Genomic DNA, 16,089 nt, shown 5'->3' with positions numbered 1-16,089 from the left:
AATTCGGGGCTTTTCTTATTGTAATTCTATCTGTTCTCCAAACTTATTCAGGAATTGGAATTCCGTGACGGCTATAGAAGAATCTTGTACCAGCTTAATCCACTTAAAGTACTTCATAAACCACTTCAATCTTCTTGAAAGGGTTCCGTTAGTAAAGTAAGCGTAAATGAATGGGTGCACCACTACAGTTATATTACGCTCATTCTGCTGAAGCATTAAATGATCGATATGTTGCTCAATTTGATCAGAAACAAGAATCGAAGCACTGATTTTACCTGTTCCATTACATGTAGGGCATACCTCCTTGGTAGTAATGTTCATCTCAGGTCTCACACGTTGGCGAGTGATCTGCATCAAACCAAATTTAGAAAGCGGAAGCACCGTGAATTTAGAACGATCTGAATTCATTTCGTCCTTCATCACTTTTTGAATCATACGCTTGTTTTCTGCACGTTTCATATCAATGAAATCAACAACGATGATTCCGCCCATATCACGTAGCCTCAACTGGCGCGCAATTTCTTTGGCAGCTTCAATATTTACTGAAACGGCAGTGGCTTCCTGGTCATCTTCTTTATTGGATTTGTTGCCACTGTTCACATCAATTACATGAAGTGCTTCAGTGTGCTCAATAATTAAATAACCACCACCTTTTAAACTAACAGATTGACCAAAAGCTGATTTAATCTGCTTTTCAATACCAAATACTTCGAAAATCTTGGCTTTGTTGTTAAAGTGCTTAACAATTTTCTCCTTATCCGGGGCAATTTTATGAATGTAGCTTTTTACTTCATCATAGATTTCCTTGTCATCTATGTGAATATTATCAAAAGACTCATTCAGCACATCTCTTAGAATAGAAGATGCTCTACTCATTTCGCCAATGACTTTGTCTCTTGGCTTCGCAAATTTTAATTTCTTAGTACCTTCTTGCCAGAGTTCGACAAGGTTACGGAGGTCTGTATCTAGTTCTTTTACTTCCTTACCTTCAGCAACGGTACGAATAATTACACCGAAATTGTCAGGCTTAATAGAAGATACCAAGCGCAATAAACGTTTACGTTCATCGCTGCTGGTAATTTTTTTGGACACATTAACTGTATTAGAAAATGGTACCAATACCAGGTACCTGCCTGGTATAGACAACTCACAGGATAGTCGGGGCCCTTTTGTTGAAATTGGTTCTTTAACAACCTGCACAAGCACTTGTTGATTTTTGGAAAGTACATCTGTAATCTTCCCGTGCTTATCAATGTCAGGTCTTATCTGAAACTTATCCAGTTTGCCGTTAATGTTGTTTTTCTTAAGAGATGCTTTTTTTGTAAAATCTCTCAAAGAATTAAACTTGGGACCAAGATCTAGATAATGTAAAAAAGCGTCTTTTTCATAGCCAATGTCTATAAAAGCGGCATTTAAGCCTTGAACAACTTTCTTTACAGTACCAAGATATATGTCACCAACGGTGAACTGTGTTCCATCTTCGTCATGATGGAACTCAACTAAACTCTTATCTTTTAATAGGGCTATTCGACATCCATTCTGAGTTGAATTAATAATTAATTCGTTACTCAAAACTTTAAATTTTAGATTAAAAAAATAGGACGCGAAATAAAGTGCCCTTGTATGTTACAAGGGACTCAGATTACTTCTTCTTGTGTCTGTTTTTTCTAAGTCTCTTCTTTCTCTTGTGAGTAGCGATCTTATGTCTTTTTCTTTTTTTACCGCAAGGCATAATTTTTTGATTTTTGCCCACCCTAAGGCAGACGGTTCAACAATTTTTTATATTTATTTTAAGTCTTCCAGATAACTATCTACAGTAGCTTGTACTGATGGATCTTTATCCATGGATTTAACCAAATTAAACTGCTCTTTAGCTTTTTCTTTATTGCCTACTTCCAAATAACTAACTCCTAAAAAAAACTGGGCTTGTGTGTTATTATGATATACTGCAACTAGTCCTGAAAAGCGTTCTACTGCTTTATCATATTGGCCAGATTGCATTGAAAGTATTCCTAAATTGAACATTGCTTCCTCGTTCTTCGGATCGGTTTCTAAAATATCACGAAGCATCATAATACCCTGCATGGGATTAGATGTACTCAGATACGTCATCGCTAATTTATTTTTTGCACTTAAATCGCTCGCATCTTCTGTGAGTACTTTGTTAAAGTATTCTCGTGCTTTGGCACCAAGCATTTCTTGCTTGTTTTTATCCATTGCAAAACCGTATGCTTCATAATAAGTATTACCTGTTTTTAACCAGTTAGCCTTATTAGGTTGTTTTTCGGCAATAATTTCAAAGAACTTTGCTGCACTATCGTATTTATTAGCCGCTAGGTACAGCTCGGCTAAAGAGTCTGCAAAGGTAATACTTTTTTCAATATTTTTAGCAACTGCTAAATTTTCCTTCAGCTGTGCGACTTTTTCTTCAGTCTTTTCGTCAAAAGTATCGTTGTGCATAGACTCATCTTTGGCAGATGGTGTCTCTGCTGCCTCCTCTGTTTGGGCAACTTCTTCTTTCTTATTGTCTACAACTACACGTGGTAAGCTAAATAGTAGGACCACTAACACCGCTGCACTTATAAGCAATATAATTCTTGTTCTAAGCATATCCTTGAATTAAAGACTGCAAAGATCAAGTATCAGGGTGTCTTTTAAAAATAGAGCGAATTAAGAATTAATTTCTTTTACTTTTGAGCTCGACTTTATTTTATCAATAAATACTTTTGATGGCTTAAAGCTTGGCACATAGTGCTCGTCAATTACGATAGCTGTGTTTTTAGATATGTTTCGAGCTATTTTCTTTTTACGCTTTTTGTTGACAAAACTTCCAAACCCTCTTACGTATATGTTACTTCCGTCAGCCATAGAAGATTTCACTATATTAAAGAAAGCTTCTACTGTTACGGAAACATCTTCTTTGGGAATCCCCGTTTTATCAGCTATTTCCGATATTACATCTGCTTTTGTCACTGGTTTTATGTTTTTAGGTGGACGTAGGTTAAAAGCAATTACACGTAACTGCTTGTTAATGAGCAAATTTACTGTGTATATACGCAATTAAAAATCAAAAATTCAAAAAAACTCACATCGTACTAAACAGACAGCATTTGATGCAGAATATGGTTAACACGGGTTCATTTTCTAAAAAACTAATCAATTGGTACGAACAAAATAAACGCGATTTACCATGGCGTAATGTTTCCGATCCATACAAAATATGGCTTTCTGAGATCATTTTGCAGCAAACCAGGGTAAATCAGGGGATGCCTTACTACCACAAATTCGTAGAGCTTTTCCCTACTGTGGAAGACTTAGCTCAAGCTGATGAAAGTAAGGTTTTACGCGCCTGGCAGGGGCTAGGATATTACTCTCGCGCCAGAAACTTACATCGCTGTGCCAAAGTGATAGTTCAAAATTATGTAGGAATGTTTCCAAAAACCTATGATGAACTAGTGAAGCTGCCCGGGGTAGGCCCATACACTGCGGCTGCTATTGCATCCTTTGCATTTGGAGAAGCCACTGCTGTGGTAGATGGTAATGTTTTCAGAGCCCTATCGAGAATTTTCGGGATAGAGGATGACATTAATTCGGGTAAAGGGCAAAAGACGTTTCGAGCACTGGCAAACGAATTAATACCTGCCAATAAGCCGGCAGAATTTAATCAGGGGTTGATGGAATTTGGATCTATACAATGCACTCCAACTAATCCTCATTGTGAAGAATGTGTGTTTCAAAGTGAATGTTTCGCCTATAAAAATGATTTGCAGTCAAGCCTTCCTGTCAAAGTAAAAAAGGTCAAAATCAAAAAGCGATACTTTAATTATCTAGTATTTAAAAAAGGCAATGCACTTTTTATGCAGGAAAGGCAAGCTAAAGATATTTGGAAAGGCATGTATGATTTTCCACTTATAGAATCGCAAAAGCCTCTGTCAAAAAAGGAGTTGTTGATAGCTGATGAATTGAAGCCTTTTAATATTTATAGCGAAGCAGTTTCTGATAGTCATGAGTACAAACATATACTGAGTCATCAACACCTTTATACTCGTTTTTTTCTTGTGGAAAGGGCCGCAGATAATTTACCACTAGATAAAGGCAGATTCTTTAGCTATGAAGAAATCCTTGATCTGCCAAAACCAGTACTCATCTCCAGTTATTTGAAGGATTACATTTTTTGACTAGTTTTAAATACAGTTTATATAACTTTGCATCAGAATTAAAGGAATTGAATTATGTCAGGAGTAAATAAAGTAATTATTGTTGGTAGGTTAGGGAAAGATCCTGAAGTAAGACATTTAGAAAACGGAGCAAGTGTAGCGAATTTTCCTGTAGCTACTTCCGAGACATATAAAGATAGAAATACCGGAGAGCGCAAAGAGCAGACTGAGTGGCATAATGTAGTGTTATGGAGAGGTCTTGCAGATGTTGCTGAAAAGTACCTGAACAAAGGAGATATGGTTTATATAGAAGGTAAACTGAGAACTCGTTCATGGGAAAAAGACGGTATTACAAGATATACTACTGAAATAGTAGGTGATAATATGACTATGCTAAGCCCAAAAGGCTCCAATGATGGAGGCCAATCAACGGGTGGTAGTATGAGCAGCAGTGCATCTCAACAGGAACAGAATGTAGCCTCTACACCGGCAGGTGATATTGCTTTGGAGGATGAATCGGATGATTTACCCTTCTAATGTTGGACTAAACCAAAAGTATTGGAAACAACGATAGACGAACCTCCCAGTCAGCTTTTACTAGAAGTACTTTTTTCAGGGCAATCCATGTTTTTCTTGATAAGTGGAGTATCACTCATTGTGCTTCTTTTCTTATCAGCATTAATTAGTGGGTCTGAAGTGGCATTCTTTTCTTTAACAGCAAAGGACATTGCTGAATGCAAGGAAAGAAACCGTCCTGTAGATCAAAAGCTGGTAGCACTAATCCACAACCCCAAGTTGCTTCTTGCTACAATACTCATCATGAATAATTTCGTGAATGTGGCAATTGTAACGCTATCTACGTTCTTAACCTGGGAGATAACTGGTTCAAAAACCACGGAAGGAACAGTGATAGCCGTACTTACTGTAGTAGTAACAATGACTATACTATTCTTTGGTGAAGTTCTACCAAAGGTTTATGCCACACCTAATAATTTGAGCTTTGCAAGACTAACATCACCGTTATTAAAGATTTGTGAAAGTATTTTTAGGCCACTTTCTTTTATTCTGATGACACTGAGCAATATCATCGAAAACCGCTTTGAAAAGAAGGGCTATGATATTTCTGTAGAAGAGCTGCATCACGCATTGGAGCTTACAACTACTAATGAGGAGACTACTGAGGAAGAAAAAGATATTCTCCGTGGCATTGTAAATTTTGGTACACTCACAGTAAAGCAGGTGATGAAATCCAGAATGGATATTACCGCTTTTGATACGGAAATGGATTTCCATGATCTGATGGACAAAGTAAACAAGTCAGGCTTTTCGAGAGTGCCAGTTTTCACTGAGACCATTGATAAGATTGATGGTATTTTATATATCAAGGATTTACTGCCTTACATCGAAAACGATGAAACTTTTGCCTGGACTGAATTACTAAGGCCTGGTTTTTTTGTTCCTGAAACAAAGAAAATTGATGTGTTGCTACGGGATTTTCAGGAGAAACGGGTGCACATGGCCATTGTTGTAGATGAATATGGTGGAACATCCGGTTTGATTACTTTGGAGGATATCATTGAAGAGATTGTAGGGGAGATAAATGATGAGTTTGATGATGAAGAGATTCCGTATGATCAGGTGGATGATAACACGTATATATTCGAGGGAAAAACGACACTCAACGACTTTTGCAAGATAACAGAACAATCACCAGCCCGATTTGAGCAAATAAAAGGCGAAAGTGAATCGTTAGGAGGACTGATATTGGAGATTAATACAAAGTTGCCATCGGCTGGAGAATCAGTAACCTATGAAAATATTGAGTTTACTGTGGTAGCAGTAGATGCCAAGAAAATAAAAAGAGTAAAAGTTCATATCAATAAAACAGATGATACACCGGAACCTGAGGATTGATATACTATTATTTTTAATCGTTTTAGTAGCTTCTGCCTGTGGGAGAGACTACCTGCCAAAACCTAAAGGTTATAATCGCTTTGATATGCCGGCCCATGAATATGTAAGTTTACCGGATTCGTTGCCTTACGATTTTGAATACTCAAAACATGCAAAGTTGTTAAGGGATACATCGTGGATATCTGATAAGTATTGGGTGGAAATCTATTATCCAAAATACAGAGCGAATGTACACTTGACGTATAAGACCGTGTATAATCAGGATTCGTTGAAAGAGTATTTAGATGATGCCTATTTTCTTACAGCCAAACATCAAATAAAAGCATATGCCATTGATGAGAGCATAACGAAAACGCCATTGGGTAAAACAGTGGTGTATGCAGAATTAGAAGGCGAAGTACCCAGTCAATTTCAATTTTTTACTACCGATTCAACGGAGCACTTTTTAAGAGGAGCGCTTTATTTTGATACTAAAGTTCAAAACGACTCACTGAGGCCAGCGATCGAATTTGTAAAAATTGATGTGGTTCATATGATGAATACACTCGAGTGGCGAGAAAATTAATAAGTTTAGTTAATTTTATAAGATGGAGAGTTCTCTGTTAGACAAAAAGCTTAGGATTATTTTGCCTGAAATTAAAGAGCGTTATCAAATTGAGAAGCTCGGTTATTTTGGGTCTTATGCTAAAGGTGAGCAAACGTCTGCTTCGGATGTAGATATTCTTGTGTATTTCAAAAAACCACTCGGCTGGGATTTTTTCGAATTGAAAAATATTTTAGAAGAAAGACTTTCAATGAATATTGATCTGGTATCATATAATGCTCTTATTCCCTCTCTCAAGAATGAAATACTTGAATCAACAAAGTTTATTGACTAACGTGACTCCCGTAGATTTGATTTTTACTTAAAGGATATGCTCACAGCTATGAACAGAATTTCAGAGTATATTTCTGGGCTTTCATTCGAAGAGTTTCAATCAAATTACCTTGTTTCAGATGCTGTTGTGAGAAATTTTGAAGTGATAGGTGAAGCATCTAAAAATGTGCCCGATGAAATTAAGAAGAGACACACTGAACTCCCATGGAAGAATATGGCCGGATTGAGAAACATTATTGCACATCAATACTTTGGAGTTGATTATCACACCTTGTGGCAGATAGCTAAAGAGGATTTGCCAAAGAATAAAAGGGATTTAATTTCTATTATGGGTAAAGAAGGAATCCACTATTAAAAACAAACATTTTTTATTTTTTAATTAGTTTGGTGTGTGCAAGGTTTCTTCGATACCAAAATAGAATTTCTCAAGGGCGTTGGCCCGCAAAAAGCAGCACTTCTTAATAAAGAGTTAAACATCTTCACTTATGGTGATTTAATTCAATACTACCCCTTTCGTCATGAGGACCGCACCAAATTTTATGACATAAAAGAAGTAAATGGTAGTATGCCGTACATCCAGGTGAAGGGGAAGGTAAGGCATTACGAGCTAAAAGGGCCACCACGGAAACAGCGCTTAATTGTTTATATAAATGATGGTACTGGCGAATTAGAATTGGTTTGGTTCAAAGGTGCGCAATGGATGCTAAAAAAAATTCAACCGGGTGTAGAGTATGTTGTTTTCGGAAAACCTACAGTTTTTGGTTCCAAGCTAAATCTGGCACATCCCGAAATAGAAGTGGCAACTCAAGCCAATACAGCTGGCGGGTATTTACAACCCGTATATTCATCTACTGATTTACTAAGGAGAAAATACCTTGACAGTAAGGCCATATCTAAGCTCATTAAAACATTGTTAGATTCTGCACTGCCAAAATTAAGGGAAACAATGCCCGCAGTGTTATTAGAACAATACGCCTTACTCGATAAGCAAAACGCCATCGCTAATATTCATTTTCCGAAGAATTTGGCATTATTGAATAATGCCCAGTTTAGGCTCAAGTTTGAGGAATTATTTTATGTGCAAATACGATTACTCAAACTCAAATTAACTCGAATTGATAAATTCAGGGGCATCTCTTTTGATAATGCGGATCTATTGAATGAGTTCTATACTAATCACCTGCCTTTTGATTTAACAAACGCTCAAAAGCGCGTAATCAAAGAAATTTATAAAGACATGCGCTCTGGAAAGCAAATGAATCGCTTGCTCCAGGGTGATGTAGGTAGTGGAAAGACCATTGTGGCTTTCATTTGTCTATTAATAGCCATTGGCAGCGATACGCAGGGTGCAATCATGGCTCCCACGGAGATTTTGGCTACCCAGCACTACACAGGGCTAAAAGAGTTTGCAGATAAAATGGGGCTGCGCATTGCACTTTTAACTGGTTCCACAAAAAAGAGCGAACGCAAAATCATCCACGAATATTTAAAATCAGGTGAACTGCATATTTTGGTAGGTACACACGCACTTTTAGAAGAGGTTGTTCAATTTAAAAAACTGGGGTTAGCTATCGTAGATGAGCAGCACCGATTTGGTGTAGCACAGAGGTCTAAATTATGGCAAAAAAATACAGATGTTTATCCACATGTATTGGTGATGACGGCCACTCCTATTCCTAGAACGCTAGCCATGACTCTTTATGGGGATTTGGACATTTCTGTTATTGATGAGTTGCCAGCCGGCAGGAAACCTATCAAAACCGTTCATCGCTATGACTCAAACCGACTAAAAGTAAACAGCTTCTTAAAAGAGCAAATTGATCTTGGCAGACAAGTCTATGTGGTTTATCCCCTCATCGAGGAATCAGAAAAATTAGATTTAAAAGATTTGATGGATGGTTATGAAAGCATAGCCAGGGCATTTCCGGAAATACCATTGAGCATTGTTCATGGTAAAATGAAGCCCGATGCCAAAGAGTGGGAAATGCAGCGTTTTGTAAAAGGCGAAACTAAAATAATGGTAGCCACCACAGTGATAGAAGTAGGAGTAAATGTGCCAAATGCTTCAGTGATGGTCATAGAAAATGCGGAGCGTTTTGGGTTGGCACAATTACATCAGCTGAGAGGAAGAGTAGGTAGAGGAGCTGATCAATCATATTGTATTTTAATTTCAGGGTTTAAACTTTCTAAGGAAGCCAGAACAAGAATTGAAACAATGGTGCGCACAAATAACGGATTTGAAATAGCTGATACGGATTTACAACTACGCGGCCCAGGCGATTTAATGGGCACGCAACAAAGTGGTGTGCTTGATTTACTCATTGCCGATTTAGGCAAGGATGGGAAAATACTGCAATCGGCAAGACAAGCTGCTCAGGCAGTTTTAAACGATGACCCTAACCTTAGTGAGCCTAAGAACTCAGTAATTAAAACACAAATTGCATCTATGAAAAAAACAGCTGTGAACTGGAGCAGGATTAGTTAGGCATTTAAAAACGAAATAAAGCTTTAATCAATATCTTTGTCAACTTACTGAAAACGGATAATTAGAATGAGACAACACATAGTAGCAGGAAACTGGAAGATGAATAACTCTCTGAATGAGGGGCTTAAACTTACTACTGAGATAATGAATATGGTGGCAGATGAAGTGCGCGGAAATGCAAAAGTAATTCTAGCACCACCATTCATTCACTTAACTCAAGTAAAGAGTTTAATAAAAGGGGCTAAAAACGTTCATTTGAGTGCGCAAAATTGTAATCATAACCCTTCAGGAGCATTTACCGGAGAGGTTTCTGCCTCTATGTTAAATTCTGTAGGTGTTGAATATGTGATCATCGGTCATAGTGAACGAAGGGAATATTTTAATGAAACCAATGCTCAGCTAGCTGCTAAAGTTAATTTGGCTTTGGAAAACAATCTGTTACCAATTTTCTGCTGTGGCGAATCATTAGAAATCAGGGAGTCTGGTAACTTTATTGACTTCATCTGTAATCAGATTAAAGAAAGTCTTTTTCATTTATCAGAAGAGCAATTCCAAAAAGTTGTAATTGCCTATGAGCCAATATGGGCTATTGGAACAGGTAAAACTGCCTCTTCTGAACAGGCTCAGGAAGTACATGCAGCTATCAGAAAGTTTATAGCTTCAAAATATGGCGCGAATGTGGCTGATGATACTTCGATACTTTATGGTGGAAGTTGTAAACCTTCGAATGCGAAGGAGCTATTTGCTTGTGCTGATGTAGATGGCGGTCTTATTGGCGGTGCATCTTTAAAATCAAGAGACTTTGTCGATATCGTTAAATCCTTCTAATGGATAAGGTAGAGTATCTAAGTGTAAAAATTGAATGTAAACCGGAGTTTACAGAAATTTTGGTGGCTGAATTATCCGTCAGAGATTACGACTCGATGATGGAGACTGAAGATGGACTCGAGGCCTATATCAACAAAGAAGATTATAAGGAAGCGGAAATATTGGAGCTTCAGGAAAGATATTCAGAAGCCAACATTACTTTTTCTATTGAGGAAGTGCGTGAACGCAATTGGAATGAAGAGTGGGAAAAAAATTATGACCCCATTCGTGTAGAAAATACCATCATGGTTCGGGCTACATTTCATCAGCCTGAGCCAGGCTTCAAATACGATTTGGTAATAAACCCCAGAATGTCATTTGGCACAGGGCACCATGCCACCACATATTTAATGCTCAAGCATCAGTTAGAAACAGACCATAAGGGTAAAAGAGTGTTAGATGCCGGTTGTGGTACTGCTATTTTAGCGGTGATGGCTGAAAAATTAGGAGCTACCGAGGTGCTGGCATACGACAATAATAGCTGGAGTACGGAAAACGCGCCTGAAAATATAGAACTCAATAATTGCAAAAATGTTGAAATCCAGGAAGGAACTATTGATACCATAAAAAAAGAAGGTGAGTATGATCTTATATTGGCCAATATCAATAAAAATGTCCTGCTCGATGAAATGGATAAATATTACGATCGCCTTTCCAGTGGTGGTACAATAATATTCAGCGGTTTCTATATTCCGGATAATGAAGATATCACCAAGAGAGCAACTGATTTGGGTCTGAAGTTTGTAAAAGGGAGCGATAGAAATGATTGGTCTTCGCTGATATTTCAAAAAAATTAAAGCCAAACAATCAATTTAATCTGGCTGTCGTTTAAATAAAAGCCTATCCCATTGTGGTTAATTGGTTTATTCGCTTTTATTTGAGAATTTCAAGCATAATATGTTCACTAGGGCAACATCCATATTCACCGTTTTGCTTATTGTCTGCACCCAGGCAATTGGACAGAACAAGGTTCTGCCTGATGATCCGGCCATATTTGCTGATTCGGTGAGTACGTTACTCAATGAAACCAGGGCTAATTCAGCAATGGAAATTGGGGACAATTTTGCTTTAAGTTGGTCACAATTAGGCCTTGACCAGCAGCAAAAGATTATTGCACAGATGAAGTCACTGGAGGATAAGGGCATGAAATTGCGTCCTTTCTTACAGTCATATTGTGCGGTAATTGCGAACGCAGTTCAAATAGAAGGTGCCGATGCTACAAAAATTACAGAATATCTTAACACCGCAGAGAAGGTAATTGCAAATGCTAACAAAGACCAAACATTAAAATTTCTAAATTTTTCTGCTTCATTTTTTAAGAATAAGGCCCTCCATTTTGAGCGCTCTAACAAGTTATTCACCCAAGATGCTAATTATTACTTCGAGTATGTTGAAGCCCCAGTTTATGAAGAGCCTGAACCCGAAGTTGAAGAAACTTCAGATGACGAATGGTTTGATGATATGGATCAGGACTATGAAGAAGACGATTGGAATACAGAGTGGAACGATGATTATAACGATGACTACTATGAAGATTATGATGATTCTTACTACGAGGACGATTATGAAGAACAGTCTTATGAAGAAGAATCATTTGACGATCCTGTAGCGATGCTTCCCATGCCAGCTATTGAAGGCGCGGTAGTGAGGTTTGAAAGTGTTAACCTCAATTTTGTAACCCCATATGATTCTGTGTTTATTCATGATACCAAAGGAGATTATCTCATTCTTTCAAATACATTCGTAGGTGATGGCGGTAAATTTGATTGGTCTATGGCCGGTTTACCAGCTGATAGCGTTTACGCGAACCTTTCCAAATACAGTTTTGATGTAAACTACCCGGCTGTGAAAGCTGAGGAAACCAAACTGAATTATGTAGGGAAAATCACAGATCCTATAAACGGTGTATTTGAATACAAAAGTATTCGGCATGATACCACCACCGATGCGCGCTATCCTAGGTTTATGTCGTACCTAAGTAACATTAGGCTTAAAAATTTAGGACCGGGTTTTATTTATAAGGGTGGTTTTGCTTTGGACGGAGCCAAAATGAAGAGTGCATCTGTCGTGGGCGAGTATTCTCAAATTGAAGTTCAGGATAAAAGCGCTAAAAAATATCGGGCACGAGCCAAAGTATTTGAATTTCAGGATTCAATCATCACCACTGAAAGAGCTTCTTTAGTAATATATCAGGGCAATGACTCCATTTATCATCCTGCTGTTCGACTCAAATATGATATTAAGAATCAAAACTTAACGGTACAAAAAGATAAAGGTGGATTTAGAAATACTCCGTTCACATCTACATTTTTTAACATCGATTTTACAGCTGACATCCTCAGGTGGGATTTAAAATCAGACAGCCTGGATGCCTCAATTTTACAAGCGAGAAACATTGTCCCCGCGTATTTCGAGTCATCCGATCATTATAATGAAGAAGATTATAGTTCTCTGGGCGATCGCGTGTATACGTTCAATCCGCTCACTATCGTGGTAAATTATTCCAGCAAGCAAGGCCTTGATGAGTTTTATGTAGAAGAGCTGGCAAAGTTTTACAAACAAGATAAACAGATTATTAGAGGTGCCATGATAGGCCTGGCCCAAAAGGGTTTAATTGGATTTAATACGCAAACTAACCTGATTACCGTCAAGGAGAAGGCACGTCACCTATATACTTCCAAGTTTAGGGATAAAGACTATGACAACATTATTCTTGCATCGGTAACTAGCGCTAAGCCAAATGCTACGCTCAATTTTAGTAAGAGGGAAATGACAGTACGCGGGGTAGAGGTGTTTAAGTTGAGTGATTCATTGAATGTAATTATTCAGCCCGATAGCAGTGAAATCACCTTCTTAAAGGATCGGGACTTCACTTTTAATGGGAAAGTATCGGCTGGTAATTTTGAGTATATAGGCCGTGATTTTACTTTTAAATACGACTCATTTCTAATCTATCTGAACGAAATTGATTCCATTCGATTTTATGTACGCGATGAAAATAGCAGAGGAGGGAATGGAAGAAGAAAGGTAGACAACTCTTTAGTGGGAGCAGATTCTCTATCCTCAGACGGTACACTTACGAATAATTTGCAAGGATCTTCCGGTACACTTTTTATTAATAGACCTAATAATAAATCTGCTAAAGTAAAGCTGCCTAATTATCCAAAATTCGATTCGGAAAAAGGCGGGGTAGTTTATTTTGATCGTAAACAGGTACTTGGTGGAGTCTACGATAAATCAATGTACTTCCTGGTGCCACCTTTCGATTTGGATAGTTTGGGAGGAGCAGACGCCTCGGCCATTGCCTTTGAGGGTACGTTCGTCTCAAGTGGGATGTTCCCTACTTTTAAAGAAAAACTAACCATTCAAAAAGATTTCTCATTAGGTTTTAACCATAACGTACCAAAGGAAGGGTATCAGTTGTATGAAGGCGAGGGGCGTTTTTATAATAACCTCACGCTCAATAAGAATGGTATTAGAGGTGATGGCAAAATCGATTTTTTAACCTCAAGCTTAGAATCTAAAGACTTTGTATTTTATCCCGATTCAGTGACTGGCTCTGGTAATTACTTTGAAATAAGAGAGGAGGAGTATGGTGGTGTAATATTCCCACAGGCCTCTATTAATAATTATGAAATGCACTGGCTTCCAAAGAAGGATAGCATGTATATCAACAGTGTTGATGAACCATTCCAGTTTTATAATCAATCAGCATCACTTGACGGCACTACCATAGTAAGTGGTGGTGGAGTGTTTGGTTCTGGTTTATTATCTACCAGAGGGTCAGAATCCGAATCTAAAGAAATAACACTGGAACATGATAGCTTCCGTTCTCGACACACACAGTTTGAGCTTAAATCTGATAACCCAGAAAAACCAGCGCTTTATGGAGATGATGTAAGAGTAAATTTCGATTTAAATGATAATTATGCGTTGATAAGCCCTGAGGTGGAAGGTGAAGCAGCCATTCAATTTCCTTATGCGCAGTTTAATACATCCATTACGGAAGCGAGATGGGATTTAAATGCCCAGAAGATAACGATGAAAAAACCACAGAATGTGCCTCTGGAAAATTCGTATTTCTACACTACCCGTGAGGATTTAGACTCTCTTGCATTCATGGCCACTGAAGCTGTTTATGACATTAATACACTGGAGTTAAAAGTTAGTGGTATTCCATACATTATCGTTGCTGATGCTAAGATTACCCCAGAAAACAACGAAGTACTTATCCTTGAAAACGCTAAAATTGGTCAGCTGTTAAATACTACTATAATCCTTGATACTTTGAACGGCTATCACAGACTTACAGAAGGGGTCATTAATATTAAATCCCGAAATGAGTTTAGTGGCTTTGCTACCTATCAGTTTGTGAACAGTGAGAATGATACCATTCCTATTAAAATGGAAAACTTCCGACTGGAGCAAATTCCAAACCCGAACGCTCGAAAAAATGAGCCTCAGTTTACAACGCATACAGTAGCCAATGGGTCTGTAACCGAAGGCCAAAACCTTTTAGTCTCACCTGGTATGTTTTTCAAAGGCGATATGATTTTATATGCGCACCAACCAGCAATGGAACTGAACGGCTATGTAAAACTGGATATGGAAGAACCCGGGTATAATACCTGGATAAAATACTCAAGTAGTGCCGATCAGGAAGAAGTAGTCATTGATTTTGACAACTCAACTACTGAAGAAGGAAGAAAATTAGAAGCAGGGATCCATTTTTCAGCTGGGGATAATAGCCTTTACAATACTTTCATACAAGAGAAATTTAGTCCTGATGATGACGACTTTTTCTTACCGGCAGGCCACCTATTTTATGATAAGATAAAAAGAGAATTTGTGATTGAAGACACTGCTAAAGCTTCAGGCTCTAAACTTGCTGGTCAGATTTATAGATATAACCACCGAACAGCCAGCCTCCAATATGAAGGCAAGGCTTCTTTCATTCCTTATCAAAAAGATTTTGAAGTGCTTTCTTCTGTTATTGGAACAGCCAATCTAAACGAGCAAAAGTACGACCTGAATGCACTTTTGTCTATCAATATGACCCCAGTTCCTACACAAGTATTTGATCAAATGGCCTATGATTTTCTGGATATCATCAATAACCTGGGGGCACCTGAAGGGTTAGGAGATCCAACGCAATTGCTTTACAAACTGGCAGATTTGGCAGGAGAGCGAGCCGCGAAGGAATATGAAGACAGATCGTTACAAGGGTATACACCTTTGGCAGGATTTACGAAAGAAACATCTGCTTCAATTGTTTTAACCGATGTAGACATGAAATGGTCGGTGGATTATAAGGCCTTTTATAGTGAAGGGAAACTCGGGATTTCCAATTTTGGTAGAGCAGATATCAATGGAGCATTCGATGGATTTTTGGAAATTAGACGAATGGATGATGGTGTTCCTGTTTTAAACTTATTCATAAAGGCATCACCAGATTCATGGTATTTCTTCAGTTATGAAGATAATCGCCTGCTTATTTACTCATCAAACAATGCAGTTAACGATTTGGTAAGCAAGAAAAGCAATGGCGGCAAAGCCAAAATTGGTGAACTTATTTTTGCGCCAGCCGATAAGGCCGAAACATTGAATTTTATTAATCGTTTTAGGCTTCAATATTACGGTATCGATGAAATTTACGAACTCGATTCAGAGATAGAAGAAGTGCAAGAAGAACTACCTGACGATGGTTTTGGAGGCGCTACCGAAGAAGAGGAGGAAGAGGAAGATGATGACGAAGGCTTTTAGCCAATTGCCCTATTTTTCGTAAATTT

General features: G+C 38.0%; 13 protein-coding genes. 10 read left to right on the top strand and 3 right to left on the bottom strand.

Annotated elements, in window-relative coordinates:
- Positions 1 to 15: 15 nt before the first annotated feature.
- The 3 genes from JR347_RS02510 to JR347_RS02500 all read right to left on the bottom strand — a co-directional run bounded on the left by JR347_RS02510 (position 16) and on the right by JR347_RS02500 (position 2,973).
- A complete protein-coding gene (locus JR347_RS02510; protein ID WP_205722482.1) occupies positions 16 to 1,572 on the bottom strand; it encodes an Rne/Rng family ribonuclease in 1,557 nt (518 codons plus the stop codon).
- Positions 1,573 to 1,785: 213 nt separating this feature from the next.
- Complete coding sequence (locus JR347_RS02505) at positions 1,786 to 2,610, bottom strand: tetratricopeptide repeat protein (protein ID WP_205722481.1); 825 nt, start codon at positions 2,608 to 2,610, stop codon at positions 1,786 to 1,788.
- Between the two features lie 60 nt (positions 2,611 to 2,670).
- Positions 2,671 to 2,973 (bottom strand): HU family DNA-binding protein, encoded by a 303-nt coding sequence (locus JR347_RS02500; protein ID WP_205722480.1) that lies wholly within the window; start codon positions 2,971 to 2,973, stop codon positions 2,671 to 2,673.
- 140 nt (positions 2,974 to 3,113) lie between these two features.
- Here JR347_RS02500 and mutY point away from each other — a divergent pair, with 140 nt between their 5' ends.
- The 10 genes from mutY to JR347_RS02450 all read left to right on the top strand — a co-directional run bounded on the left by mutY (position 3,114) and on the right by JR347_RS02450 (position 16,063).
- Positions 3,114 to 4,178, top strand: coding sequence for an A/G-specific adenine glycosylase (gene mutY, locus JR347_RS02495; RefSeq protein WP_205722479.1), 1,065 nt, complete (start codon positions 3,114 to 3,116; stop codon positions 4,176 to 4,178).
- Positions 4,179 to 4,232: 54 nt separating this feature from the next.
- Positions 4,233 to 4,694, top strand: a complete 462-nt coding sequence (locus JR347_RS02490) for a single-stranded DNA-binding protein (RefSeq protein WP_205722478.1) — start codon at positions 4,233 to 4,235, stop codon at positions 4,692 to 4,694.
- Between the two features lie 87 nt (positions 4,695 to 4,781).
- On the top strand, positions 4,782 to 6,071 hold the full coding sequence (gene gldE, locus JR347_RS02485) for a gliding motility-associated protein GldE (protein WP_235689790.1): 1,290 nt from the start codon (positions 4,782 to 4,784) through the stop codon (positions 6,069 to 6,071).
- A complete protein-coding gene (gene gldD, locus JR347_RS02480) occupies positions 6,046 to 6,636 on the top strand; it encodes a gliding motility lipoprotein GldD (RefSeq protein WP_205722477.1) in 591 nt (196 codons plus the stop codon). The genes gldE and gldD overlap by 26 nt, the downstream gene beginning before the upstream one ends.
- 22 nt (positions 6,637 to 6,658) lie before the next feature.
- Entirely contained in the window at positions 6,659 to 6,949 is a 291-nt protein-coding gene (locus JR347_RS02475; RefSeq protein ID WP_205722476.1) for a nucleotidyltransferase family protein, read from the top strand.
- Positions 6,950 to 6,997: 48 nt separating this feature from the next.
- Positions 6,998 to 7,303, top strand: coding sequence for a HepT-like ribonuclease domain-containing protein (locus JR347_RS02470; RefSeq protein WP_235689735.1), 306 nt, complete (start codon positions 6,998 to 7,000; stop codon positions 7,301 to 7,303).
- Between the two features lie 36 nt (positions 7,304 to 7,339).
- On the top strand, positions 7,340 to 9,433 hold the full coding sequence (gene recG / locus JR347_RS02465) for an ATP-dependent DNA helicase RecG (protein WP_205722474.1): 2,094 nt from the start codon (positions 7,340 to 7,342) through the stop codon (positions 9,431 to 9,433).
- 66 nt (positions 9,434 to 9,499) lie between these two features.
- Entirely contained in the window at positions 9,500 to 10,261 is a 762-nt protein-coding gene (tpiA, locus tag JR347_RS02460) for a triose-phosphate isomerase (protein ID WP_205722473.1), read from the top strand.
- Complete coding sequence (gene prmA, locus JR347_RS02455; RefSeq protein ID WP_205722472.1) at positions 10,261 to 11,097, top strand: 50S ribosomal protein L11 methyltransferase; 837 nt, start codon at positions 10,261 to 10,263, stop codon at positions 11,095 to 11,097. Before tpiA ends, prmA begins: the two co-directional genes overlap by 1 nt.
- Positions 11,098 to 11,197: 100 nt before the next feature.
- Positions 11,198 to 16,063, top strand: coding sequence for a hypothetical protein (locus JR347_RS02450; RefSeq protein WP_205722471.1), 4,866 nt, complete (start codon positions 11,198 to 11,200; stop codon positions 16,061 to 16,063).
- Positions 16,064 to 16,089: the final 26 nt, after the last annotated feature.

This window comes from Fulvivirga lutea (assembly GCF_017068455.1).
Classification (GTDB): domain Bacteria; phylum Bacteroidota; class Bacteroidia; order Cytophagales; family Cyclobacteriaceae; genus Fulvivirga; species Fulvivirga lutea.
This window is presented reverse-complemented; position numbering and strand designations above follow the sequence as displayed.

Bases quoted from the DNA above. Each gene is read 5' to 3' on its own strand.
- mutY (WP_205722479.1), top strand. From the start codon at position 3,114: ATGCAGAATATGGTTAACACGGGTTCATTTTCTAAAAAACTAATCAAT.
- gldD (WP_205722477.1), top strand. From the start codon at position 6,046: ATGATACACCGGAACCTGAGGATTGATATACTATTATTTTTAATCGTT.
- tpiA (WP_205722473.1), top strand. From the start codon at position 9,500: ATGAGACAACACATAGTAGCAGGAAACTGGAAGATGAATAACTCTCTG.
- JR347_RS02470 (WP_235689735.1), top strand. From the start codon at position 6,998: ATGAACAGAATTTCAGAGTATATTTCTGGGCTTTCATTCGAAGAGTTT.
- JR347_RS02450 (WP_205722471.1), top strand. From the start codon at position 11,198: ATGTTCACTAGGGCAACATCCATATTCACCGTTTTGCTTATTGTCTGC.
- JR347_RS02505 (WP_205722481.1), bottom strand. From the start codon at position 2,610: ATGCTTAGAACAAGAATTATATTGCTTATAAGTGCAGCGGTGTTAGTG.
- JR347_RS02490 (WP_205722478.1), top strand. From the start codon at position 4,233: ATGTCAGGAGTAAATAAAGTAATTATTGTTGGTAGGTTAGGGAAAGAT.
- JR347_RS02475 (WP_205722476.1), top strand. From the start codon at position 6,659: ATGGAGAGTTCTCTGTTAGACAAAAAGCTTAGGATTATTTTGCCTGAA.
- gldE (WP_235689790.1), top strand. From the start codon at position 4,782: ATGTTTTTCTTGATAAGTGGAGTATCACTCATTGTGCTTCTTTTCTTA.
- prmA (WP_205722472.1), top strand. From the start codon at position 10,261: ATGGATAAGGTAGAGTATCTAAGTGTAAAAATTGAATGTAAACCGGAG.